This is a genomic window from Haemophilus sp. HN_Hi08, from assembly GCF_049824455.1.
Lineage (GTDB): Bacteria > Pseudomonadota > Gammaproteobacteria > Enterobacterales > Pasteurellaceae > Haemophilus > Haemophilus influenzae_D.
This window is the reverse complement of sequence record NZ_CP187493.1, coordinates 240,471-266,210: the sequence shown is the minus strand read 5'-3', so window position 1 is coordinate 266,210 and position 25,740 is coordinate 240,471. Positions and strand designations below refer to the sequence as shown.

Here is a 25,740-nt window from a genome sequence, read left to right as displayed (position 1 = left end):
ACATTGTTGTATTTTAACGGTATTTATCTAAAAACTTGTAATACTGCACACCAATCTTTGTCGCAAGATCTTTGATAATTCGACCACCATAAACAGAGGGGACTTTCAGGCCTTCAAAAATAGATAAACGTTCATCGTCTCCCAAAATCGCCTCCGCTACAATTCGTCCTGCAAGACCAGTCAAAGCAACACCGTGACCAGAATAACCATGAGCAAAATAAATGTGCGGAGAAATACGACCAAAATGTGGCGTTGAATTTAATGTCATATCAATGGGGCCTGCCCAGCCATAATCGATTTTGACATTTTCAAGTTGCGGAAATACGCGCAACATATTTTTCCGCATAATCGCGACCATATCTTTTTCTGATCTAGAATCACTACCAAAAAGCAGACGATTGTCCGCACTTAAACGATAATAGTCTAATAATAAATTGTTATCGCACACCGACATACCATTATTAATAATAGAATCAGCAACTGCTTGGCTTAACGGCTCTGTGGCGATAATAAAACTTTCTACAGGTAATATTTTACGATTAATGCCGTGATGAATAGATTTCGGGAGTGCATCAATATAAGCATTGGTGGCTAAAATAACGTCTTGAGAAATAACCGCACTTTTAGCTGTTTTAACCTCAACGCAACCATTTTTCTCAACCATATCCACTACAGGAGATTGTTCAAAAATCTGAACACCAAGATCAACACAAGCTTTCGCTAAACCTAAGCAATAATTTAGTGGATGCAAATGCCCAGAGTTACTATCAAATAAGCCGCCCACATAAATATCACTGCCTAAGTGCTGTTTTAATTTAGCCTTATCCCAAAGTTGCATATTCTGATAGCCAAAATTTTTATGACTTTCTTTTTCCATTTCGATTAAGTCATCCATTCGGCGTTCATTTAATGCCAATGTGGCGTAGCCTTTTTTCCAATCGCATTGAATGCCATATTTTTCAATACGTTCATCAATAATATCAATGGCCTCTAATGACATATTCCAAAGTTTATGTGCTTTATCTTCGCCAACTTGTTTAACGTATTCATCAATGCCTTCTTCAAAGCCATTAATTGCCTGCCCACCACTGCGACCAGAAGCCCCAAAGCCTACTCTAGCACCCTCTAATACAATGACTTTTTTCCCTTTTTCAGCCAGTTCTAATGCCGCAGATAAACCAAAAAATCCAGCCCCGATCACACATACATCAGTATGTTCAATTTGAGTAAGTGGGGGAAATTGAAAATCTTGGTTACGAGAATCGAAATAATAAGAGCGAACGTGTTCTTGATAGGCAAAATTAAGCATAAAAAATCTCTTAGGAAAAAACTGGCAAAATCTTACCCCTAAAGGGAAATATGTCAAACCTTTTAGGAAAAAATGCTATACTGTGCACGCACAAAATTTGTGCGTTGAATAATGAATCATAACCCTTGGAGGTCAATAAATTGAAAAAATTCTTTGCTCACTCACTCAAAAATCTTTTCCTTTCCACCACCGCACTTTTCGCGGTTTCAGCCTTTGCCAACAACAAACTTTACGTCTATAACTGGACAGACTATGTCCCTTCTGATTTAGTCGCACAGTTCTCTAAAGAAACTGGCATCGAGGTAATTTATTCTACCTTTGAAAGCAACGAAGAAATGTACGCGAAACTCAAACTTACTCAAAATACTGGCTCTGGCTATGATTTGGTGTTTCCATCAAGTTACTACGTAAATAAAATGATTAAGGAAAAGATGCTTCAAACGATTGATCAAAGTAAATTGACCAATATTCATCAAATTCCTAAACATTTATTACATAAAGAATTCGACCCAGAAAATAAATATTCATTACCCTATGTTTACGGCTTAACAGGTATTGAAGTTAATACAGATGAAATTGATCCTAAAACCATCACGAGCTGGGCGGATTTATGGAAACCTGAATTTAAAGGTAAAGTTCTTATGACCAGTGATGCGCGTGAAGTGTTCCACGTAGCATTATTACTTGATGGTAAATCGCCAAATACCACCAATGAAGAAGACATCAAAACAGCTTATGAGCGTTTAGAAAAACTTTTACCAAATGTAGCGACCTTTAACTCTGACTCGCCAGAAGTTCCTTACGTACAAGGCGAAGCTGCAATTGGTATGATTTGGAATGGTTCAGCTTACTTAGCTCAGAAAGAAAATCCATCTTTGCAATTTGTTTATCCAAAAGAAGGGGCTATTTTCTGGATGGATAACTACGCTATTCCAAGTTCGGCAAAAAATGTTGAAGGCGCGCATAAGTTTATTGACTTCTTACTTCGCCCTGAAAATGCAAAAATTGTTATCGAACGAATGGGCTTTTCTATGCCAAATAATGGGGCGAAAACACTGCTAAGTGCGGAAGTTGCTAATGATCCAAAATTATTCCCACCAGCGGAAGAAGTGGAAAAAGGAATTATGCAAGGCGATGTAGGAGAAGCTGTTGATATTTATGAAAAATATTGGAGCAAATTAAAAACTAATTAATTTCTCTATGCAGAAAACAAAAAAGTGCGGTGAAAATTTACCGCACTTTTTATATGTAAAATTTTTATTCTTAAAGAATAAAACGGCTCAAATCTTCATTTTCAACCACTTCGCCAAGAGCATCCGCTACATAAGCCGCATCAATATTGACGGTTTGACCATTCATGTCGCTTGCGCTGAAAGAAATTTTATCCATTAAACGTTCCATTACCGTATGCAAACGGCGTGCACCGATATTTTCCGTTTTTTCATTCACACGGAATGCAGCCTCAGCAATTTTCTTAACCGCCTCTGTTGTAAATTCAATATTCACGCCTTCTGTTGCCATCAACGCTTTATATTGTTCGGTTAAAGAGGCGTGAGGTTCTGTTAAAATACGCTCAAAATCTGCCGCACTTAATGCGGTAAGTTCAACACGAATCGGCAAACGTCCCTGCAACTCTGGAATCAAATCTGAAGGACGGGCAACTTGGAATGCACCAGATGCAATAAATAAAATGTGATCGGTTTTTACCATTCCGTGTTTGGTGCTAACTGTCGAACCTTCCACTAACGGAAGTAAATCACGTTGCACGCCTTCACGCGATACATCAGCCCCACTGTATTCGCCTTTCTTACAAATTTTGTCGATTTCATCGATGAAGACGATACCGTTTTGTTCTACAGCATCAATGGCTTTTTGTTTAAGTTCTTCAGGGTTAATTAATTTCGCTGCTTCATCATCAATCAACGCTTTTAACGCATCTTTAATTTTCATTTTGCGTTTTTTCGTTTTATCTGAACCTAAATTTTGGAACAATGATTGCAGCTGATTTGTCATTTCTTCCATGCCTGGAGGAGCCATAATTTCAACGCCCATAGACACGCCTGCAGACACATCAATTTCAATTTCTTTATCATCTAATTGACCTTCACGTAATTTTTTACGGAATGTTTGGCGTGTGCTATTGTTATCATTGCTTTCAACTTCGCCCCATTGATTTTTAGCTGGAGGAAGTAAAGCATCCAAAATACGCTCTTCAGCCGCATCTTCAGCTCTTGCTCTGTTCTTCGCAATTTCCTGCTGGCGAACAAGCTTCATCGCACTATCCGTTAAATCACGAATAATGGAATCCACCTCTTTCCCCACATAGCCCACTTCGGTAAATTTTGTTGCTTCCACTTTGATAAATGGTGCGTTAGCTAATTTGGCTAAACGGCGCGCAATTTCAGTTTTACCCACGCCAGTTGGGCCAATCATTAAAATATTTTTTGGCGTTACTTCGTGACGCAAAGGTTCTTGAAGCTGCATACGACGCCAACGGTTACGCAACGCAATCGCCACAGCACGTTTTGCATCGGCTTGACCAATAATATGTTGATCTAATTCAGAAACTATTTCACGAGGAGTCATTTCAGACATAGCTTTTTCCTTAATTTGGTAATTCTTCAATAGTGAAATGGGTATTTGTGAACACGCAAATATCGCCAGCAATTTTCAAAGATTTTTCAACAATTTCACGTGCAGAAAGTTCAGTATTTTCCACTAACGCACGTGCCGCAGATAACGCATAGTTACCACCAGACCCAATGGCTAAAATTTGATCTTCTTCTGGTTGAACTACATCGCCAATACCCGTGATGATTAAGCTTTCTTTTTCATCCGCCACAATTAACATCGCTTCTAACTTACGAAGTGCGCGATCTGTACGCCAATCTTTCGCTAATTCCACCGCACTTTTTAGCAAATGCCCTTGGTGCATTTCAAGTTTACGTTCAAATAATTCAAAAAGCGTAAATGCATCAGCCGTGCCACCTGCAAAACCAGCAAGCACTTTGCCATTATATAAACGGCGTACTTTACGGGCATTACCTTTCATTACGGTATTGCCTAAAGAAACTTGTCCATCACCACCCACGACGACTTGTCCATTGCGACGTACGCTTACAATCGTTGTCATTATTCAGTCCTTTTTATAAAGTGAAAAGTTGTTCGTTATATGGCGACAAATTGATTAAATTCAAGAGGAAAATTTATATTGACGATTTATTCTTCACTCATAAATAAAAATGTGAACTGGATCATACTTTGAACTAGCAAACGATTGCTAGTCATTGAATGCATATTAAAAAAGTGTATGATGTGGACGATTTTTAAATCAACATTTGTGAGGAAACACAATGAAAAACATCATGAAATTATCTGTAATCGCACTTTTAACTGCAGCTGCAGTTCCAGCGATGGCAGGCAAAACTGAACCTTATACTCAATCTGGCACTAATGCTCGTGAAATGTTACAAGAGCAAGCAATTCATTGGATTAGTGTTGATCAAATCAAGCAAAGTTTAGAAGGTAAAGCACCAATTAATGTAAGCTTTGATATTGATGATACTGTGCTTTTCAGCAGCCCTTGCTTCTACCACGGACAACAAAAAAGGCAAGCTAGGATTTCTAACTTGCCTTTTGTTTTGCTATTTAATTAATGTTTAGTCTGACTTTCTTCAGGTTTTTCTTCTGCATTTTCTGCTTGTTGGCGATTCATATATTCAACAAACAATGCATCAAAGTTTACTGGAGATAAGTTTAATGCAGGGAACGTACCACGATTTACTAAGTTAGAGACTAATTCGCGCGCATAAGGGAAAAGCATATTCGGGCATTGAGAAGTTAAACAATGTGCCATTTGAACATCTTCTAAACCACTAATAGTGAACACGCCTGCTTGTTTAACTTCGCAAATAAATGCTACATCGCCACTATCTTCAAGTGTAGTTTCAACAGAAATGTTTAATACCACTTCATATAAGTCATCACCAACTTGAGTCGTTTCAGTGCTTAAATCAAAACCAAGTTTTGGTTTCCATTCTTGTTGGAAAATATGCGGAAGATTTGGTGCTTCAAAAGACACATCTTTCACATAAATACGTTGAATTTGAAGAACCGGTTGTTGTTCTTCTGTTGCTGCAACGTCTTGTTTTTGTTCTGACATTTTCTATTCCTTATTATTTATGTTTTTTAACTAAAGGTAAATTTGCTGCTACCCACGCGGAAAGGCCTTCTTTCAACACAAATACAGAATTAAAACCTTGTTTGGTTAAAAATACTGCAGAAGCAGAGGCTGAAGTACCATTTGTATCGACTAATATAAGAGCTTTTTCTTTATGGGTCTCCAATTTTCCGATGTTTTGATTTTTAATTTCGCTTGGAAGCACATTAATACTATTAATGATATGTCCACGTTGAAATTCTTCAAGACTACGTAAATCTACCACAATGGCTTCATCGGAATTTATTAACCGAATAACTTCATTGTGCGTAATTACTTTAAATTTACTCGTTGCGCCTTTGTAGAATGTATAAATTACCATTACGAAAATCGCAAACCAAGAAACTGCTAAAAGAGTATGTTTTTGAGCAAACTCTGTTGCCATTGAGATAAATTCTTGCATTGTGTTCTCTATTAATACCGTATAAAAAAATAGTTCCCAAGTATAACCGCACTTGGGTTATCTTTCAAAAAAATTATGCTTAAATTCCGTACTTGCATAAAGAAAGGTTATACAATCAACAAAAAATTATGTGATCGAGATCATAAATTTGTTTTTCCATTGTTGATAAATAACTTAATTTAGTTAGATTACTTTTTGGAGAATTTTTATTCATCTGAGGAGAAATCTATGAAATTAACTAAATTAGCCTTATGTACTTTATTTGGTCTAGGTATTTCAATAGCAAATGCAGCAGACTTGCCAAATATTACAATCTTGGCAACGGGTGGTACCATTGCAGGAAGCGGGCAAAGTTCAGTAAATTCTGCGTATAAAGCTGGACAATTAAGTATTGATACTTTAATTGAAGCCGTACCAGAAATAAAAAATATTGCCAACATTAAAGGTGAGCAAATTGTAAAAATAGGTTCACAAGACATGAATGACGAAGTCTGGCTAAAACTGGCAAAAGCCATCAATGCTCAATGTAAAAGTACTGATGGATTTGTCATTACCCATGGTACAGATACCATGGAAGAGACGGCTTATTTCTTAGATTTAACCGTAAAATGTGAAAAACCGGTTGTTCTCGTAGGGGCTATGCGTCCTGCGACAGAAAAAAGCGCTGATGGCCCATTAAATCTTTACAATGCTGTCGTCGTCGCGGCAGACAAAAAATCGAGTGGTCGTGGTGTCTTAGTCGCAATGAATAATGAAGTACTAGGTGCTCGTGATGTCACAAAAACCAGTACTACCGCAGTGCAAACTTTCCATTCGCCAAATTATGGTTCTCTAGGCTATATTCATAACAGCAAAGTGGACTATGAACGTTCCCCAGAAAGCAAACATACCATCAACACTCCATTTAACATAGAAAAATTAGACCACCTACCAAAAGTGGGGATTATTTATGCTTATTCAAATGCACCAGTTGAACCATTAAACGCATTGCTAGATGCTGGCTATCAAGGGATTGTATCAGCTGGAGTTGGCAATGGAAATGTTAATGCTGCACACTTAGATCGCTTAGAAAAAGCTGCGAAAGATGGCGTCGTTGTAGTTCGTTCTTCTCGTGTACCAACTGGCTATACAACTCGTGACGCTGAAGTTGATGATAGTAAATATGGCTTTGTAGCATCAGGTACTTTAAATCCACAAAAAGCACGAGTTCTCTTACAATTAGCTTTAACTCAAACTAAAGATCCAAACGTAATTCAACAATATTTCGAAGACTTTTAAGATTAATAGTAACGGTAGTGCGGCTCGAAATAACCGCACTTTTGACCATAATTTATTGATCCAAGTTATGGAATCGCTACCTATTTGTTGCTATATTAAACGCCGTTTCAACAAATAAAACAAAGTGTTTTTTTATTAACTTAGGGGGCAGTATGTCTGCAATGTTTTTACTACAATTTGCCATCGTATTATTGTGTATCTTTGTGGGTGCGCGTGTCGGTGGTATCGGTTTAGGTGTATTTGGTGGTTTAGGTCTTGCCATTCTTTCTTTTGGCTTTGGCTTGAAACCAGCAGGTTTACCTATTGATGTTATGTTTATGATTATGGCTACTGTGGCAGCTGCGGCAGCAATGCAAGCAGCTGGCGGTTTAGACTACATGATCAAAATCGCAACCAAAATCTTACGCCGTAATCCTAAACACATTACGTTTATTGCGCCAGCAGTAACTTGGTTATTCACTTTCTTAGCGGGTACAGGCCACGTAGCATATTCTGTATTACCCGTTATTGCTGAAGTAAGCCGTCAAAATGGGATTCGTCCAGAACGTCCAATGTCAATGGCGGTAATTGCATCACAATTTGCTATCGTAGCAAGCCCAATCGCTGCGGCAGTGGTAGCGGTGGTTGCTTATCTTGAGCCACAAGGCATTCATCTTGGCGATGTTTTAATGGTAACCATTCCTTCAACTATTCTAGGACTTTTCCTTACTTGTTTATTTGTTAATAAAATGGGAAAAGAGTTAAAAGATGATCCAGAATATCAACGTCGTTTAAATGATCCAAAATACGAAGATGCTTTTTCAAGTAGCACATCAAACGAAGAAATCGAAGTCAGCAAAACAGCTAAAGTTTCTGTTTCTTTATTCTTATTTGGAGCTTTACTTGTTGTGTTAATGGGGGCAGTTCCTTCTATTCGACCTGTTTTTGATGGAAAACCAATGGGAATGGCACATACCATTGAAATTATTATGCTTTCAATTGGTGCATTGATTATCTTAACTTGTAAACCAGATGGCACAGCGATTACCAAAGGTTCTGTATTCCATGCAGGTATGCGTGCAGTAATCGCAATCTTCGGTATTGCTTGGTTAGGCGACACCTTAATGCAGGCACACATTACTGAAGTAAAAGAAATGGTAAAAGGCTTAGTTGAAACTGCACCATGGGCATTTGCTTTTGCGCTATTTGTACTTTCTGTATTAGTAAACAGCCAAGGCGCAACAGTAGCAACATTGTTCCCACTTGGTATCGCGTTAGGTATTCCTGCGCCAGTATTAATCGGTGTATTTGTTGCTGTAAATGGTTACTTCTTTATTCCTAACTACGGTCCAATCATCGCATCTCTTGACTTCGATACCACTGGAACAACCAAAATCGGTAAATACATTTTAAACCACAGCTTTATGCTTCCGGGTTTATTAAGTATGCTTTTCTGTTTGTTAATCGGTTTGGGTCTTTCTCACATTATTCTTTAAAATGTGATGCAATAACAAAGAACGGTGCTGAAATAGCACCGTTTTTATTGTTCTAATATCAACTGAAAATAACTCAAAAAATAACCGCACTTTGATTATAAGTGCGGTTATTTTTTATAATTTTTAAAGATTGCGTAAGGCTTCAATACGCTTTTCGAGTGGTGGATGGCTCATAAAGAGTTCACTGCGTTTACCATTAATCATAAAGGCATTTAAAGAACCTTCGAGATTTTGGGGTTCGTGAAGTTGTTGCAAACGTTGCAATGCCATAATCATCTTTTCTTTGCCTACTAAACTTGCGGAACCAGCATCTGCACGAAATTCGCGGTAGCGCGAGAACCACATTGCGATAATACTTGCAAGTACACCAAAGAGCATTTCCAATACCATCGAAACCAAGAAATAAATACCTGAACTGCGCGTTTCTTCTCCATTATTGTTACGCGAACTTGCTACTGCCGTTGCAATAACGCGAGATAAGAAAATCACGAAAGTATTTAATACGCCTTGCAATAACGCCATCGTCACCATATCCCCATTGGAAATATGGGAAATTTCGTGTGCTAAAACAGCTTCAGCTTCAGCCTCCGTCATGTTGTTTAATAATCCCGTACTCACTGCCACCAAAGAATTGCTTTTCGTTGCGCCTGTCGCAAAAGCATTCACATCGGGTGAATGATAAATCGCCACGTCTGGCATGGGAATACCCGCTTTCTGCGCTTGGCGACTAACGGTATCAATTAACCAACGTTCAGTTTGATTACGAGGTTGAGTAATCACCTCTCCATCCACAGAACGTAATGCCATCGTTTTAGACAGGAATAAGGAAATTAATGAACCAGCAAAACCAAATAGCAAAGCCATAATTAAAATACCGCCGGTGCTATTTCCTGCAATACCAGTCACATTTAAAATAATACCTAATACCAGCATTACAGCCATATTGGTTGCCAAGAAAAGAAGAATACGCATCATAATGTGTTCTCTCAAAGTTAGGGTTAAGTATTTCCTTAGTGAGGAAAATTCACAAAAAATTCAAGGTGTAATGTAAAATTTTTGTTATCAGCATACAAACAAAAAGCACGGTCAAAAACATGCGAGTTTATGACCGCACTTTTTTAAGCAGAAATTACCAAACAGAAAATTATTTTCTTACAGCAATCGCTTCAATTTCTAATCCCACATCTTTTGGTAAACGCGCAACTTCTACGCAAGAACGAGCAGGGAAGTTAGGATGATTATTTTCTTTAAAGAAACGTTCGTATTCTGCATTAACCGCAGCAAAATCATTAAGATCTTTCACGAAAACCGTTGTTTTTACAATATCGGCTGCGGTTAAACCTGCTTTCTCGATAATCGCTTTCACGTTTTCTAAAGATTGGCGTGCTTGTGCAACGATGTCAGCTGGCACTTCGCCTGTTGCAGGATTCACTGGAATTTGCCCTGAGGTTAAAACTAAATTGCCAAGATCAACCGCTTGAACATAAGGGCCAATGGCTGCTGGTGCTTTTTCAGTATGAATAATTTGAGTCATCATTTTCTCCTTAGTTGATAAAAAATTGGGTAATTTTTACCGCACTTTTCTGTTTATTAATCAATTTCTTTTAGTATATCATCGGGAAGTGATTCTTTGCTTTCGACTAATTTCCCATCGTTTACTTTAAATTGTAAATTTTGATAATAAGCTTCTCGGAAAGTGATATATGGATCTTGAGCTTGACGTAACAATTCTGCATTATTGATATTTTTCGCACGGGTATCCACTGCTTGTACACCATATTTCACTAACGACCACGGACCGCCAACCCATTGCCAAAATGGATACATATAAGCAGCATCAACCACAGCACCCGTTAATTGACGTGGCGTTGTTGCATTATAAATCGGTAGCACAATATAAGTGCCAGCATCTACGCCGTAGCTACCTAAAGTTTCCCCAAATCCACGTTGATTATCTACGCGTAATTCTTTGCTTGCACTTGCAAAATCAATAAAACCACCTAGACCAAATACAGTGTTAATCCAAAAACGATTAAAGTGAACAAATGCTTTTTTCGGTTCGCCTTCAATTAAGCGGTTTATGAAACTGACTGGCTCATCAAGATTATTTGCGATGCCAGCAAGACCAGAAGAAATCGGCTTAGGCACATAGTTGTTCCAACCTTTTGCAACAGGTTCTAATACATAGCGATCTAGCACATTATAGTTAAACTTCCACATAGCTCGATTGAAGCCTTCAAGGGAATCATTACGCTCACTCGCTTGTTTCGTGTCGTTGTTATTTGCACAACCTGTTAGTGCAATTGCACCCAAAAGTGCGGTCAAAATTGCCTTTGTTTTCATTTTTGATCCTTACATAAATATGGGATTATTCTACCTAATTTGTTAAATAACAACAAATTTTGCGTATAAAAACACTCTTTTATGCTGTTTCAACAAACATTAAAAATAAAAAACCGCACTACAAAAGTGCGGTTATCTTTTAATTATTTCTTAGTGTATTTTTTCAACTTGACCAAATTCAAGCTCAACTGGTGTTGCACGACCAAAAATTGATACAGATACTTTTAAGCGACCTTTTTCATAATCTACTTCTTCTACTGTACCATTAAAATCAGCAAATGGACCTTCAGTCACACGAACTTCCTCGCCTGGATGATATTCATTTCGATGACGAGGTTTATCAGTATTTTGTTCAAGGCGATTTAAAATAGTATCTGCTTCACGTTTAGAAATAGGCGCAGGTTTATCTGGTGTACCACCGATAAAACCCATCACTCTTGGCACGCTTTTTACTAGATGCCAGGTTTCATCATTCATTTCCATTTCTACAAGTACATAACCTGGAAAAAATTTACGTTCACTTTTGCGACGTTTTCCTGCTACATTTTCCACTACTTCTTCAGTTGGCACTAAAACTTCACCAAATTGATCTTCCATTTGTTGTTGTTTGATGTATTCACGTAAAGTTAGAGCTACACGACTTTCAAAGCCAGAAAACGCTTGTAATACATACCAACGTTTTTTTGATACTGTTGTTTCTTCAGTCATTTTAGAATCTCAAATCAGTTAAGAAATTAATCACTGTCACAATAATCGAATCTACTGCCCAAAAGAAGAGAGAAGCAATCATTGTTACCCCGATAACGATCAATGTTGTCTGACGCGCTTCAGCACGGGTTGGCCACACGACTTTACGCGCTTCTGTGCGAGAGTCATTAAAGAATGCGCGTGCTTTTGTTCCTTGATTAGTAATTGCCGCTAAAATAAATGCAATGACTAATGCAATAGCCATACCAATAACACGAATCGGTAAAGAATAGATTTGTTGGAAATAAATATTCCCAATTGCCGCAGCAGCAAAAAAGATCACAGCTAAAACCCAAAGGAATGTATTTAAACCTTTAGACTTGCCTTCAACGATCACTTCTTGCGTATTTTTCTTTTTATCAACAATTTCGGTTGCCATAGAATTGAATCCGTTTTAAATGGAAATGTAAGAATAATGCCATAAGAACGTGCGATTGTAGCATTTTCTTTTCGCCTTGCCTATTGAAAATAAGCATCAACATAGAAAATCTGGCGAAAACAACCGCACTTTTGCGATTAAATCTAATATTCTAATTTGGGCGCAAGATTATCTACAATTGTCGATTCATCAACGATAACTTTTTGTAAATTCTCAAGAGACGGTAGATCATACATAGTATCTAACAACACTGCTTCTACGATAGAACGTAAGCCACGCGCACCCGTTTTTCTTTCAAGTGCTTTTTTCGCCATTGCTTTTAATGCTTCTGGTGTGAAATCCAATTCTACTTTTTCCAATCCAAATAAGGCTTGATATTGTTTAATTAATGCGTTTTTTGGTTTTGTGAGAATTTGTATCAGTGCATCTTCGTCTAATTCACTTAATGGGGCAATCATTGGCAAGCGTCCAATAAATTCTGGAATTAAACCAAATTTCATCAAATCATCAGGTTCAACTTGACGGAATAATTCAGAAAGAGATTGTTGTTTTTCATCTTTTTCAACTTTGGCATTAAAACCAATACTCGTACTGGTTTGAGTGCGTTTATCAATAATTTTATCTAATCCTGCAAATGCACCGCCGCAAATAAAGAGAATTTTAGACGTATCCAATTTTACCATTTCTTGTTGTGGATGTTTACGACCGCCTTGAGGTGGAATGGAAGCGATTGTGCCTTCAATAAGTTTTAATAAAGCCTGTTGCACCCCCTCCCCTGAAACATCTCGAGTAATTGATGCGCCTTCCGATTTACGGCTAATTTTATCAATTTCATCAATATAAATAATGCCTTTCTCTGCTTTTTCAGTATCGTATTCACAATTTTGCAAAAGTTTCTGTAACACATTCTCCACATCTTCCCCCACATAACCAGCTTCCGTTAATGTGGTTGCATCCGCCATCGCAAAGGGTACATTTAAACGACGAGCTAATGTTTGCGCAAGTAACGTTTTTCCGCTACCTGTAGGGCCTATAAGTAAAATATTACTTTTACCAAGCTCTACATCATTGCTTTCATAGTTAGTTCGCAAGCGTTTATAATGATTATAAACTGCCACAGAAAGCACTTTTTTCGCATAATCTTGACCAATAACATAATCATCTAGATGAGCGCGAATTTCGTGAGGCGTTGGTAATTTTTCTTCATTTTCTACCGCACTTTCCTCTAAATTTTTATCATGACTTTCTTCAAGCATTGAGTGACAAAGTTCAATACATTCATTACAAATATAACCGTCTGTGCCAGAAATTAATTTATCTACTTCGCCTTTTTCCTTTCCGCAAAAAGAGCAGTGCAAATCTTTATCTTTGTCTGTCATTATATACCCTTAACGTTTAACCAAGACTTCATCCACCAAACCATACACTTGTGCTTCTTCAGCTGACATAAAATTATCGCGGTCAGTATCTTTCTCAATACGCTCAATACTTTGTCCTGTATGGAATGCTAAACGATCATTTAAGGTGTGTTTAATTTTCAAAATTTCTTGTGCGTGAATTTGAATATCCGATGCTTGACCACGGAAACCACCCAAAGGTTGATGGATCATCACTCGCGCATTGGGTAACGCAGCTCGTTTGCCAGCGGTTCCGCCAGCAAGTAAGAATGCGCCCATTGAACAAGCCTGACCAATACAAAGAGTGCGAATATCTGGCTTAATAAATTGCATTGTGTCGTAAATTGCCATACCTGCGGTCACAGAACCGCCTGGAGAGTTAATATAAATATTAATATCTTTAGTTGGATCTTCCGATTCTAAAAAAAGAAGCTGTGCCACAATTAAATTTGCCATACGATCTTCCACTTCTCCACTTAGGAAAATCACACGTTCTTTTAGTAAACGGGAATAAATGTCGTACGAACGTTCGCCACGCGAAGTCTGTTCAACGACCATAGGAATTACACTCATTTTCTTACCTTTTTCATTAAAACTGCTAATTATTTTATCGTAAATAACCCACAAATAAAAATGCGATCGCTTTTATTAAAAAGAGCGACCGCACTTTTATTCAATCATAATAATATTACTTATTATGCTTGTGGATTCATAATTTCATCGAATGAAGAAACTTTTTCTGTTACTTGTGCTTTTGCAAGTACTGCATCAACAGCTTGTTCTTCCAATACTACATTGCGAATATTATTCATTAACTCTTCGTTTTTACTGTAATATTCCACAACTTCTGCTGGCTGCTCGTAAGCTGATGCAATATCTGCAATCATTGCTTTAGCGCGTTCTTCATCAGCTTTTAATTCATTAGATTTAATCACTTCAGAGAATAATAAACCCACTTGCACACGACGAGTTGCTTCCGCTTCAAATAATTCACGTGGTAACTGTGCAGTTTGTTGTGCATTACCGCCAAAACGTTGAGCTGCTTGATTGCGTAATACATTAATTTCTTCTTCTACTGCAGAAGCTGGCACATCAATCGGATTTTGTTCAATTAAACCATTGATTACTTGTTGTTTAACACGAGAAACTAACGCATTTTTCAATTCACGTTCCATATTTTTACGGATTTCTGCACGCAAATCAGCAACAGACTTAGTATTAGGGCCAAATTTAGCAACAAATTCATCTGTTAATTCAGGCAACACCATATTTTCGATTTTTTTCAAAGTAATCGCAAATTTTGCTGCTTTACCTTTCAAGTTTTCTGCGTGGTATTCCGCTGGGAAAGTCACATCAATATCAAATTGCTCACCTGCTTTATGACCAATAATTCCTTCTTCAAAACCCGGAATCATACGACCTTGACCCATAAATAATACGAAGTCAGTAGCTTTACCACCTTCAAATTCTTCGCCATCTACAGAGCCAACAAAATCAATAGTGACACGATCATCTGCTTTTACAACATCTTGACTTTCAGCCCAAGTAGCTTGTTGTTTACGTAACACATCAATCATTTTATCAATGTCAGCTTCCGTGATTTCAACAGTTGGTTTTTCAACTTTAATATTTTCTAAACCTTGTAATTTAACTTCTGGATAAACCTCGAAAGTTGCAGTGAAAACTAAGTCTTTACCTTCTTCAAAAGTTTCAATAGCAAAAGTTGGACGACCTGCAATATTAATTTTTTCTGCAATAACAGCATCAAAAAAATGACGTGGTAATAAATCGTTTAATACATCTTGACGAATTGACGCACCAAAACGTTGTTCAATGATATGGGCAGGCACATGGCCTTTACGGAAACCATCTACGCGCACATTTTTTGCAGCACGTTTAAATTCTTCACGAACGGCTTTAGAGACAATTTCAGTTGGAACGGTAATCGCTACGCGGCGTTCTAAACCTTGAGTTGTTTCAATATTTAATGACATTTGTTACCTCAATTAATTTGCACTCGGTCAAATCCACACCGAACACGTTTGTTAAATAAAAAGACACTCAATTATAACGAAAGAAATCTACGCAGTCGATAAAAGAGTGATTAAAAATTAAATTTTGATGATTTTAAAATATGACTTACAAACAAAAGTGCGGTCAAAAATGATTTTCTTTTCTGCTCATACAAAGCAATTAGGATTTTGTACTTATTATACTTTTTTTTGATATTGATTAAATAAATTCAATTATTTAATATGTATAATAATTATTATCATTAAAAAATAAGGAAACCTATGACCAACTTTAAATTCAGCCTGCTTGCTTGCTCTATTGCATTTGCATTAAATGCAAGCACAGCCTATGCTGCCCAACCAACCAACCAACCAACCAACCAACCAACCAACCAACCAACCAACCAACCAACCAACCAACCAACCAACCAACCAACCAACCAAAATAGTAATGTTTCTGAACAACTAGAACAAATTAATGTTTCAGGAAGCACAGAAACAATTAATGTGAAAGAGAAAAAGGTAGGTGAAACCCAAATTTCTGCCAAAAAATTAGCGAAACAGCAGGCGTCAGATTCTCGTGATCTCGTTCGCTATGAAACAGGTATTACGGTGGTTGAAACAGGTAGAACGGGCGCAAGTGGTTATGCAGTTCGAGGGGTTGATGAAAACCGTGTGGGTATTATGGTTGATGGGCTTCGTCAAGCTGAAACCTTAAGCTCTCAAGGATTTAAAGAACTATTTGAAGGCTATGGCAATTTTAATAATACTCGTAATAGCATTGAAATTGAAAATGTTAAAACAGCAACTATTACCAAAGGTGCTGACTCCTTAAAATCTGGTAGTGGTGCATTGGGTGGCTCTGTTATATTTGAAACTAAAGATGCTCGAGATTATCTGCTAGATAAAGATTATTATCTTTCCTATAAACGTGGTTATCAAACAATGAATAATCAAAACCTTAAGACACTTACATTAGCAGGACGTTCTAAAAAATTTGATATTTTAGTCGTTGATACAAAACGTGATGGGCACGAAATAGAAAACTACGATTATAAAATTTATCCCAATAAACAGGCGGATTTAAGTGCGGTTGGTCCTACCCGTGAAAAAGCTGATCCTTATCAAATTACCCGCCAAAGCACATTAATAAAACTGGGCTTTCAGCCTAATGAAAACCATCGCTTGAGCGTAGCATTAGATGATTCTACTTTAGAAACTAAAGGAATGGATTTGTCTTATGTTTTTAGGCCATGCAAGGTTACATCATGCGCGGAAACACACGGTGAGCGTATTATTAACGATCAATCTAAAAGAAAAAATATCCAATTTAGTTATGAAAATTTCAGTCAAACCCCTTTTTGGGATCATATTAAACTAAGTTATTCCTCACAAAAAATTACCAATAAAGCACGTTCTGATGAATATTGTCATCAATCCACTTGTCCTGGTGTACTTAATCCGCAAGGGCTACATTTAGAAGAAAAAGATGGAGTTTATAAAATTGTGGATAAAAATGGGGATGAACTTACATACAACAAAAACGTTGGCTGGTATGGTCAATTTCAGAATAAGAATGGTGAAAATGTTGATAACGATATTGATTCCACTGGAGGCTCACTTGATTCGGTCTTAATTGATTGCGAAAAATTAGATTGTAATAAAAAATTTCGGGTTTTTGTTGGAAAAGATGAAGATGGGGAGGACAAATATAAGTATGAAGACCGAGAGATTAAAACTAAAACTTTAAATGGCAAAAAATATGGGGAAATTCCACTAAAATCAATGGATAAAAAATACAGCGACACTTGGACAGTTAAACAACAAGAAGAAGCTCGTTTTCTCTTTCCAAAAAGCTATGGCTACAGCACAGACTTCGTTAATGACCGTGATTTAAACACCCATACCCAACAAATTAAACTTGATTTAGACAAAGAATTTCACCTATGGCATACCCAACACCAACTAAAATATGGTGGTCTTTATGAAAAAACACTAAAAAGTATGGTGAATCATCAATACAACACCGCAGCCAATGTGCAATGGTGGGCTGACTACTTTTTCTGTAACAAATTTGCAAATGGCAAACATACTCCTGCACCTGATCATAGTGCTCACAGATGTAAATTAATGAATTCCGACATAGGCAAAGATACCTATTTAATCCCTGTTACCACTAAAAATAATGTGTTGTATTTTGGAGATAATGTGCAACTTACCTCTTGGCTAGGGCTAGATTTAAATTATCGCTATGACCATGTGAAATATTTGCCTAGTTATGACGAAAACATTCCAGTTCCGAATGGATTAATTACTGGGCTATTTAAGAAATTTAAGTCAACAGACTATGTTTATGGTAGTAAATATTCAATGCCTAAAGATAAAGGATATACTTATTGCGCTTACGACACACCGTGTTATAAACAAAATTTTAAAGACAATCTTGCCCTGTTATTACGCAAAACTGACTATAAACATCATTCTTACAATTTAGGATTAAATCTTGATCCCACAAATTGGCTTCGCGTGCAGCTTAAATATGCCAATGGTTTTCGTGCGCCAACCTCTGATGAAATTTATATGACATTTAAACATCCACAATTTTCCATTCAGCCTAACACAGATTTAAAAGCAGAAACCTCCAAAACAAAAGAAGTCGCGTTCACTTTTTATAAAAACAGCAGTTATATTACGTTAAATGCATTCCAAAACGATTACCGTAATTTTATTGACTTAGTAGAAGTGGGCGAACGTCCTATTGAAGAAGGCTCTACTATCACTTATCCGTTCCATCAAAACCAAAATCGAGATCGAGCAAGAGTCAGAGGTATCGAAATTGCTTCACGTCTTGAAATGGGCGATTTGTTTGAAAAACTACAAGGATTCCATTTAGGCTATAAATTTACCTATCAAAAAGGCAGAATCAAAGACAATGGATTACATCCAAAATATGAAGAATTTTTGAAATTGAATAAAGATAAATATCCAGAATACGAAGCCATTGCTCGTAAACCTCAACCAATGAATGCCTTACAACCAACCACATCGGTATACAATATTGGCTATGATGCACCAAGCCAAAAATGGGGCGTGGATATGTATATCACTAATGTTGCAGCCAAAAAAGCAAAAGATAGCTTTAATTCTCAATGGACAAGTATGGTCGCCAGAAAAGAAAAGCAATATACCGGCGAGGAAAAAGATATAAATGCATCAAAAGCAAACGGCAAAGAAGTAAAAGATTCTCGCGGATTATGGCGTAATAATCGCTATACAGTGATCGATACGATTGCCTATTGGAAACCAATTAAAAATCTTACATTTACCGCTGGTGTGTATAATTTAACCAATAAAAAATATCTCACTTGGGACTCTGCTCGCTCTATTCGACATCTTGGCACCATTAACCGAGTAAAAACAGAAACTGGTGAAGGCTTAAACCGCTTTTATGCACCAGGCAGAAATTACAGAATGTCTGTTCAGTTTGAGTTTTAATACTATGTAAAAATAATCCGCACATTTTACGTGCGGATTATTGTTTAAGATTATTTCTATTTTAAAGCGGTTTGTGAGTGTGTATTTAAACGAGAAAATTTCAATTCATCAAATTCATCCTGTATAACGTATTGGTAAATCAGTACCAAATTGCCTTGAATATGGCAATCTCGATAACCTTTCCACTCTCCTATTAATGCGTGATCTTGGTAGTTTTCGGGTAAAGGTAAACGATTTAATAAACAGTATATTGCAGTAATGTATTTTGAGCCAATTAACACATTGGGGGAGCGTTTAGCTAAATCAGTTAAATCTCTTACAAATTGTTTTGAATAGCTCACTTTTAATGGCTTCCCTTCAGACATTATTGACCACCATTAAGAATGCGTTTTGTAAATTCTTCGGCAGAATAATTTTCACTAGCTTCAATAAAAAAGCTCTCTGCGTTACCACTATCTAATTCATCAATAGCTGCTAGGGTTTCTTTATTTGGGCGAAGATAATTCAAATCAATAGGGATAGAGCGAGTCTTGGCAATTTGAGCCAAAAACATATTGAATACTTGTGATGGGGTAAGTCCATATTGTTCAATAACTTGATAAGCTTCTGATTTTGTTTGCTCAACTGTTCTAAAGCTGATAGAGGAATTCGTAAGTGCCATAATTTTTCTCCTTAGTATTACATTGAAAGACTATTATAATAAAGATGAAGTGCAAAATCTATAGTCTCTCATTTTTAATGTAATTAGGGATTTTGATTGCTATTCAAAAGTTAAAGGATTTAAATATCATTACCCTGTCTAAATTCTGGTTTAAATAATTCTTCTAGTTGCCCAAAATGGAGCATTAAATCTTGCTCTCCTGCTGCGTAAGGGGCAATTTCATAAACATCATAAATAAAATGTACACCTTTTGAATCTAAGTAAATATTGTTCGATAAACTAAAACTATCGGCTTCAATAATAGGTTCATATTCCTTATTGCTATTATTATATTGTTCCCATAAAAGCGTTTTTACTTTCGGTAAATCTTTTTCATTAAATAAATCATTTAATGTCAAAATATGGCGTGTAGTTAGATCAATTGTGAAATAGCGATTACCTTCAATACCGTGTGCTCCACCTTCATAGTCATAAAAACTAATCGCAAAGGTTGCAAGTTTTTCTTTTTGCCCGATAAAATTTGTCCATATAGAATGAGAAATTCCAAAAGATGGTGTTTCTTTCGCCTCTTTTTTGTCTTCCTCAAAAGCGGTTTGATAACGTGCTACAAATTGTTCACGAGAAATATTTTTCATTTCTTCGTTTTCAGTCAATTTTTTCCACAATAGATCATTAAGCCAATCAATATTGGTTTTTATTGTTGAAATTGAATACTCAATTTTGGTTTCTTCAGGCTGGTAATCTTCTTTCGATTTAGGATGTTTAATAATTTCAGATTGATTAAATATTTCATCATTTTCCACAAAAATTGCTGGAACTGTTTTTTCTATTTGCTCTTTTAATTTAGTATTTTCAGCACTGAGTTGTGCTACCGTTTGATTTAGTTGTTTTATTTTTGCTTCAGTATCTTTATCTTGGCAGCCTGTGAGTAAGATGACAGAACTAATTAATGCAGCAACGAGCGTTTTTTTCATACTTTTTTCCTTTTTAAATCATAAATCAAAAACATTCTTATCGCGTAGAATATGGCTATTACCTTTGCGACGTAAAAACCCCATTCGGTCGAAATATTCCATCAGTTGAACGGTAAGTTTGCGCCCGAAATTCAATTTATCACGTACTTCATTTACTGAAACTTTGCCTTTTTCTTCTGCGATTTGTTTAATAAGTCTTGCATAAGCATAGATAGTTTCAGTTAAGAAAAATCTATCTTTCACGATTGGCGTGAGGTAACCCAATTTCCCTGCTTTATACATAAAATTACGCATAATTGATTCATCAATAGCGAGAGCATTTGCCATATCACGTACCCAAATGGCTTGACCTTGGGCTTTTTCAAATTCATTCAACACATCCACCCAACGTTTTTGTTCTTCTTGGCTAAATTGGATTTTATGTTCGGGTAAGTGAAGCCAACCTCGAGTTTGCTGTAATCTTCCCTCTTCTAACATTTCATCAATAAAATGATTGATCAAGTTTTCAGGCTGGTTTAAGGCGGTCATTCGATATAATCTGGCTTTGCTTACACCAAGTTGATCATTATGTTGCTCGTGGTAAGTATTAAGTGTGGTTAAAATTTGCTGTGTTTTTTCTTGTATGTAATTAGTATTAAAACACCAATCTTGATAACGTACCGCGTCACGTTCGGAAAGAGCTTGGTCGAGTTGCGTTTCTGTTAGTTGTTCCGTCCACATTAATTGGCGTGCTGTTGTCGCATTATGTTGAAGGGTAAGCGCAATACGTTGCGAAGCGTTCTCTGCCAATGCTAAATTTGCTAGGAAATTTAACCGCACTTCAGTGCGTTTATGACGTTTTGGCGAGTTTATTTCCAATACTCGTGCGCCGGCAATTAAGGTTTTTGTATCGCCACTGCGTAAAATAAGTTTGTCTCCAAAAGCCAAGAATAATGGCGAATCTAATATGATTTCAGCTAAAGTGCGGTCATTTTTTGCGGTATTTTTTCCCTGTAATAAGGTGAGTTTACCCGTAGTGCGACTTGCTCCGTGATAAATATGCACAGGTTGGCTTTCATTTAATGGTACTTCAGCCAAAATTTGTACACTGATGCGATCTGTTGGTGGAAGTGGCTCATTCTGCAATAACCAATCGCCTCGTTTCATTGGCGTGCGGTCTAAATCAGCATTTAAATTTAACGCTAAACGTTGCCCCGCAATACCTTGTTCGCTTGATGTATTTTGTGCGTGAATCGCTTTTATACGAACTTTCTGTCCAGTGGAAAGGTAAATTTCATCGTTTACTTTCACTGTTCCTGAAAAGGCTGTGCCTGTCACGACGGTACCCGCCCCTTTTACGTTGAATACTCGGTCTATTGCGTAACGGAAAGGTTTCTGGGTATCAGCTAATTCAGGTAGATTAGCTAAGTAATGACGTAATTCATTGATACCTTGTCCCGTTTCTGCTGAGGTAACGAAGTAATTAGCACCACGTAAAAAACTATAATTTTGTTTAATTTCTTGGATTAACGATTCTATTTGCTCTAGATTTGTACGATCTGCTTTTGTGATGACAACAATAATTTCGTGGAATTGAAGTTGGCGTAAGATTGCTAAATGTTCTTTTGTTTGCGTTGCAACGCCTTCATCGGCAGCGACAATTAACATTGCATAATGCACACCACCTAAGCCTGCCTGCATATTTGACAAGAATTTTTCGTGTCCCGGTACATCAATAAAGCCAAGCACTTTGTTTTCTAACGGCAGATAGGCATACCCTAAATCAATGGTCATGCCGCGTTTTTTTTCTTCTGGTAAATGGGCGGTGCTTTTGCCAGTTAATGCTTTTAATAATGCTGTTTTGCCGTGATCAACGTGACCTGAAGTAACAATAATCATAGTTCATCCAATGTATTTAATAATGTTTCAATATCCGCAAGGCTACGTAAATCTAGCCAAATTTTTCCGTTTTCCATTCGCCCAATAATAGGTTGAGAAAGTTGTTTAAAGCGAGCTGAAAGTGCGGAAAGTTTTACGTTTGTTTTTTCTGCAATAGTGACAGCCACAGAAGGGATTCTTTCCATTGGTTGTGAGCCGCTACCGATTTGTGCTTGGCTAACTTCAATTTGAATCTCAAATTGTGAATTTAAGCGAGATTCTAACCGCTCTTTGAGACGCATAGCATTTATTTTGAGTTGTTCTAATGGTTGCGTGAGTAATCGCAAAGTTGGTAATTTTTCAGTTAATTTTTCAGGATTTAAATATAAACGTAATGTGGCTTCTAAGCCTGATAAAATAACTTTATCGCAACGTAATGCACGCTTGAGAGGATGTGCTTGTAATTGTTCGATCCATTCTTTTTTACCCACGATAATGCCTGCTTGCACGCCTCCAAGCAATTTATCGCCAGAGAAAGAGACCAAATCTACACCTTGGGCGACTTTTTCTTGCACGGTTGGTTCTTTTGGCAAGCCATATTGGCTTAAATCAACTAATGCACCGCTGCCTAAATCAGTTACTACGGGTACATTCATTTCTCGCCCTAGTTCCGCAAGCTCTTTTTCTGAAACTGAAGAGGTAAAACCACAAATTTGATAATTGCTACTATGCACTTTCATTAAAAAAGCCGTATTTTCAGTGATAGCATTACGATAATCTTTAAGGTGAGTACGATTAGTGGTGCCCACTTCCACTAAATGACATCCAGCTTGTTCCATAATATCTGGAATACGAAATGCACCGCCGATTTCAATTAATTCGCCACGAGAAATAATTACTTCTTTACCTTGAGCAAAGGTCGCTAACATTAATAATACTGCGGCGGCGTTGTTATTCACAATACAGGCTGCTTCAGCACCTGTGAGTTTGCATAATAATTCACTGATGTAATTATCGCGATGACTACGCTTACCTTCATCTAAATCATATTCAAGCGAAACATTTTTTTGCATCACAGAAAGCGCTGCTTGTTGTGCTGCTTCAGACCAAAGTGCCCGCCCAAGATTTGTGTGCAATACCGTACCTGTCAGATTATGCACCGCTTTGATTTGTACTTGGTTTTGTTTTTGTAGGCGAGAATGAATTTCTACAAAAGTGCGGTCAAAATTAGAAAAATATTCAGGAAGTTGATTATTTTTTTGAATAAATTGACGAGCTTGCGTTAATAATTCTCGAGACGTTGCCACGACTGCAGTGTGACCAAATTCGGTAATGAGTTGTGAGCCTTGAGATGTTTTGAGAATTTTATCAACGGAAGGTAGTTGTTGAAAAAGTGCGGTCATTTTTGAATCCGTTTAAAATAACGTTGAATTGCCGATTAATTTACGCTAAAGTAACTGCAATTTCAACCACGGAGGGGCGTCATCTCCGGTGAGGTGGCAGGATTTCAAATCCTGTTGAGGACGCCAGCGTTCTTGGGTGGGTTCAACTCCCATTCCCCTCCGCCAATCCATATAAACCCACATAAATCCACGTAAACAATCCACCAGTAAAACCTAGTGTACACACCTCTTTATCATTGCGTATGGTGGATAAAGCACCGCAAGCCTTTTAATTTCTAACTACTAGCGATAATCATCTTTCATCATGATCATACGACAGCCAACAGAAACAGAATAAAAGCTTATACATTTTTATACATTAAACGTATAATTATACATAGAGAGTATAAAACAATATAAAGAGGCTAAAAATGACACAGGTAGATCCCCTTTATTTCCCCCGTTCTGAATTAGCAGAACGATTACTATCAAGCCTAAAAGATGGAATATTACACGCCATAACCCTTTTTGCACCACGCAGAATGGGGAAAACCCAATTTTTACTTAATGACGTAAAGCCGAAAGCAGAGAAATTAGGGTTTAATGTGTTCTATTTTAGTTTTATGGATAGGACTAGTAACGAGTTGAGCAATGTTTTTACACGTGAGCTAATACACTTTCTTGATGTGGTGGACGGCAAAACCAATAACTTGTTTGATAAACTAAAAGCCATTGACTTAATGGGCGTAAGCGTTGAATTACAAGATAAAAATCAAACTAAACTTGATGAATTAAGCCTTGTTCAGATTATTAATGCCATTACAGAATCTAGCGATAAACCCGTTTTAATGTTACTTGATGAAGTTCAAGAACTGGCAAGAGTGAGCCATACTATAGGGCTAATCCGTTCATTGCGTACTGGTTTAGATATAAATCAACAAAAGATAAAAGTGATTTTCACAGGGAGTAGCACAAATGGATTGCGGGCAATGTTTAATGACAACAAAGCACCGTTTTTTCATTTTGCGCACCCTTTAGACTTCCCAAATTTAGGCAAAGATTTTACGGATTTTCTAGCCGATATTTATCACAGCAGAACAGGGCAAGAAATCGACAAGCATCAATTTTATGAACTCTTTGCACGATTTAATTTTACCCCTCTTTATATGCGTTCAATTGCTCAAGATATGATTATCAACCCTAATCTATCACTTAAACAAGCATCAGAATATAGGATTACTCAAATGAGTGAATTAGGCGACAGCGTGAAGATATGGCAAGAATTAAGCTCAATAGAACGGGAAATATTAAAGAGCGTTGTAAATGGCGAAAATGCACTATATAGCAAAGAAAAACGCGCCTATTTTGCTAAAGCGTTAGGGATAGAAGATATTAGCTCAAGCACAATACAAGGGAAAGTGAGAAAGCTAGAAAGAAAAGAGCTTATTACACGTAACGCAAACGGCACAATAAAAATAAACAGCCCATATTTTCAAACGTGGATTAAGGAAAATAGCTAAGGCAAATATCAAACAATAAAGTGCGGTCAAATAGATCGCATTTTTATTTTTTGCTGGTAGCTTTAAGATGTTTAAAGTTTGATTTTAGACACTGGCAAATCATCATTTAGGGTTGCTTTTAAATTTGATTAAAAAACAATCAAAAATCAACGAAAAAAAATTTTTAGTACTATATTTTGTACCATAATTTTAATGCTAAAAAATAATATCCTTATTTTTCATAAAGTTACAGCTCAAATTCAACTCCCATTCCCTACGCCAATCCATATAAGCCTGCATAAATCCACGT

23 protein-coding genes, 1 tRNA gene and 1 pseudogene are annotated in these 25,740 nt (G+C 36.9%); 7 read left to right on the top strand and 18 right to left on the bottom strand.

All coding sequences use genetic code 11. The features are described from left to right. Positions 1-13: 13 nt before the first annotated feature. Positions 14-1,309 carry an NAD(P)/FAD-dependent oxidoreductase gene (locus ACPT8O_RS01330; protein WP_021034621.1) on the bottom strand — a complete coding sequence of 432 codons (1,296 nt, stop codon included), beginning with the start codon at positions 1,307-1,309 and terminating at the stop codon, positions 14-16. A gap of 140 nt (positions 1,310-1,449) precedes the next feature. Here ACPT8O_RS01330 and ACPT8O_RS01325 point away from each other — a divergent pair, with 140 nt between their 5' ends. Next, complete coding sequence (locus ACPT8O_RS01325) at positions 1,450-2,502, top strand: extracellular solute-binding protein (protein WP_041175267.1); 1,053 nt, start codon at positions 1,450-1,452, stop codon at positions 2,500-2,502. A gap of 70 nt (positions 2,503-2,572) precedes the next feature. Here ACPT8O_RS01325 and hslU read toward each other — a convergent pair whose 3' ends face one another. Beyond that, positions 2,573-3,904 carry an HslU--HslV peptidase ATPase subunit gene (gene hslU / locus ACPT8O_RS01320; RefSeq protein ID WP_021034623.1) on the bottom strand — a complete coding sequence of 444 codons (1,332 nt, stop codon included), beginning with the start codon at positions 3,902-3,904 and terminating at the stop codon, positions 2,573-2,575. 10 nt (positions 3,905-3,914) lie between these two features. Then, a complete protein-coding gene (gene hslV / locus ACPT8O_RS01315; RefSeq protein ID WP_021034624.1) occupies positions 3,915-4,442 on the bottom strand; it encodes an ATP-dependent protease subunit HslV in 528 nt (175 codons plus the stop codon). Between the two features lie 220 nt (positions 4,443-4,662). Here hslV and ACPT8O_RS01310 point away from each other — a divergent pair. Next, positions 4,663-4,917: pseudogene (locus ACPT8O_RS01310) on the top strand (acid phosphatase AphA); the annotation flags it as partial. Positions 4,918-4,961: 44 nt separating this feature from the next. On the opposite strand, the gene secB reads toward ACPT8O_RS01310, so the two are convergent. Continuing rightward, complete coding sequence (secB, locus tag ACPT8O_RS01305) at positions 4,962-5,471, bottom strand: protein-export chaperone SecB (RefSeq protein ID WP_021034626.1); 510 nt, start codon at positions 5,469-5,471, stop codon at positions 4,962-4,964. A gap of 13 nt (positions 5,472-5,484) precedes the next feature. Then, positions 5,485-5,931: a rhodanese-like domain-containing protein gene (locus ACPT8O_RS01300; protein WP_021034627.1), complete on the bottom strand. Its 447-nt coding sequence runs from the start codon at positions 5,929-5,931 to the stop codon at positions 5,485-5,487. Positions 5,932-6,159: 228 nt separating this feature from the next. Here ACPT8O_RS01300 and ansB point away from each other — a divergent pair, with 228 nt between their 5' ends. Next, a complete protein-coding gene (ansB, locus tag ACPT8O_RS01295; protein ID WP_021034628.1) occupies positions 6,160-7,209 on the top strand; it encodes an L-asparaginase 2 in 1,050 nt (349 codons plus the stop codon). Positions 7,210-7,361: 152 nt separating this feature from the next. Further along, a complete protein-coding gene (locus tag ACPT8O_RS01290; protein WP_021034629.1) occupies positions 7,362-8,684 on the top strand; it encodes an anaerobic C4-dicarboxylate transporter in 1,323 nt (440 codons plus the stop codon). 123 nt (positions 8,685-8,807) lie between these two features. Here the strand turns inward: ACPT8O_RS01290 and htpX are convergent, their stop codons facing one another. The 8 genes from htpX to tig all read right to left on the bottom strand — a co-directional run bounded on the left by htpX (position 8,808) and on the right by tig (position 15,544). Next, the gene (htpX, locus tag ACPT8O_RS01285) at positions 8,808-9,662 is read right to left on the bottom strand and encodes a protease HtpX (protein ID WP_172454848.1); all 855 of its coding nucleotides are present in this window, start codon (positions 9,660-9,662) and stop codon (positions 8,808-8,810) included. A gap of 166 nt (positions 9,663-9,828) precedes the next feature. Continuing rightward, positions 9,829-10,218 (bottom strand): RidA family protein, encoded by a 390-nt coding sequence (locus tag ACPT8O_RS01280; protein WP_005630808.1) that lies wholly within the window; start codon positions 10,216-10,218, stop codon positions 9,829-9,831. A 56-nt stretch (positions 10,219-10,274) separates the two neighbouring features. Then, positions 10,275-11,027, bottom strand: coding sequence for an MlaA family lipoprotein (locus ACPT8O_RS01275; protein ID WP_021034630.1), 753 nt, complete (start codon positions 11,025-11,027; stop codon positions 10,275-10,277). Between the two features lie 150 nt (positions 11,028-11,177). Then, positions 11,178-11,735: a transcription termination/antitermination protein NusG gene (gene nusG / locus ACPT8O_RS01270; protein ID WP_005648601.1), complete on the bottom strand. Its 558-nt coding sequence runs from the start codon at positions 11,733-11,735 to the stop codon at positions 11,178-11,180. A gap of 1 nt (position 11,736) precedes the next feature. Then, positions 11,737-12,153: a preprotein translocase subunit SecE gene (gene secE / locus ACPT8O_RS01265; protein ID WP_005648602.1), complete on the bottom strand. Its 417-nt coding sequence runs from the start codon at positions 12,151-12,153 to the stop codon at positions 11,737-11,739. Positions 12,154-12,296: 143 nt separating this feature from the next. Beyond that, positions 12,297-13,532, bottom strand: coding sequence for an ATP-dependent protease ATP-binding subunit ClpX (clpX, locus tag ACPT8O_RS01260; RefSeq protein ID WP_032823723.1), 1,236 nt, complete (start codon positions 13,530-13,532; stop codon positions 12,297-12,299). 9 nt (positions 13,533-13,541) lie between these two features. Continuing rightward, positions 13,542-14,153, bottom strand: coding sequence for an ATP-dependent Clp endopeptidase proteolytic subunit ClpP (clpP, locus tag ACPT8O_RS01255; protein WP_257005503.1), 612 nt, complete (start codon positions 14,151-14,153; stop codon positions 13,542-13,544). A gap of 92 nt (positions 14,154-14,245) precedes the next feature. After that, the gene (gene tig, locus ACPT8O_RS01250) at positions 14,246-15,544 is read right to left on the bottom strand and encodes a trigger factor (RefSeq protein ID WP_005661950.1); all 1,299 of its coding nucleotides are present in this window, start codon (positions 15,542-15,544) and stop codon (positions 14,246-14,248) included. A 300-nt stretch (positions 15,545-15,844) separates the two neighbouring features. Here tig and ACPT8O_RS01245 point away from each other — a divergent pair, with 300 nt between their 5' ends. Beyond that, complete coding sequence (locus ACPT8O_RS01245) at positions 15,845-19,057, top strand: TonB-dependent hemoglobin/transferrin/lactoferrin family receptor (protein ID WP_425613321.1); 3,213 nt, start codon at positions 15,845-15,847, stop codon at positions 19,055-19,057. Between the two features lie 56 nt (positions 19,058-19,113). Here the strand turns inward: ACPT8O_RS01245 and ACPT8O_RS01240 are convergent, their stop codons facing one another. The 5 genes from ACPT8O_RS01240 to selA form a co-directional block, all read right to left on the bottom strand. Next, complete coding sequence (locus ACPT8O_RS01240) at positions 19,114-19,422, bottom strand: YafQ family addiction module toxin (RefSeq protein WP_094037805.1); 309 nt, start codon at positions 19,420-19,422, stop codon at positions 19,114-19,116. Further along, entirely contained in the window at positions 19,422-19,718 is a 297-nt protein-coding gene (locus ACPT8O_RS01235; protein WP_005692346.1) for a type II toxin-antitoxin system RelB/DinJ family antitoxin, read from the bottom strand. The genes ACPT8O_RS01240 and ACPT8O_RS01235 overlap by 1 nt, the downstream gene beginning before the upstream one ends. Positions 19,719-19,837: 119 nt before the next feature. Beyond that, positions 19,838-20,692 (bottom strand): DUF3298 domain-containing protein, encoded by an 855-nt coding sequence (locus tag ACPT8O_RS01230; protein ID WP_054249344.1) that lies wholly within the window; start codon positions 20,690-20,692, stop codon positions 19,838-19,840. A gap of 18 nt (positions 20,693-20,710) precedes the next feature. Continuing rightward, a complete protein-coding gene (selB, locus tag ACPT8O_RS01225) occupies positions 20,711-22,570 on the bottom strand; it encodes a selenocysteine-specific translation elongation factor (protein ID WP_021034636.1) in 1,860 nt (619 codons plus the stop codon). Next, the gene (selA, locus tag ACPT8O_RS01220) at positions 22,567-23,952 is read right to left on the bottom strand and encodes an L-seryl-tRNA(Sec) selenium transferase (protein WP_021034637.1); all 1,386 of its coding nucleotides are present in this window, start codon (positions 23,950-23,952) and stop codon (positions 22,567-22,569) included. The genes selB and selA overlap by 4 nt, the downstream gene beginning before the upstream one ends. Before the next feature lie 70 nt (positions 23,953-24,022). On the opposite strand from selA, the gene ACPT8O_RS01215 reads away from it, so the two are divergent. Continuing rightward, a tRNA-Sec gene (locus ACPT8O_RS01215) sits at positions 24,023-24,117 on the top strand. Positions 24,118-24,362: 245 nt separating this feature from the next. Further along, positions 24,363-25,451 (top strand): ATP-binding protein, encoded by a 1,089-nt coding sequence (locus ACPT8O_RS01210; protein WP_021034638.1) that lies wholly within the window; start codon positions 24,363-24,365, stop codon positions 25,449-25,451. Positions 25,452-25,740 lie beyond the last annotated feature (289 nt).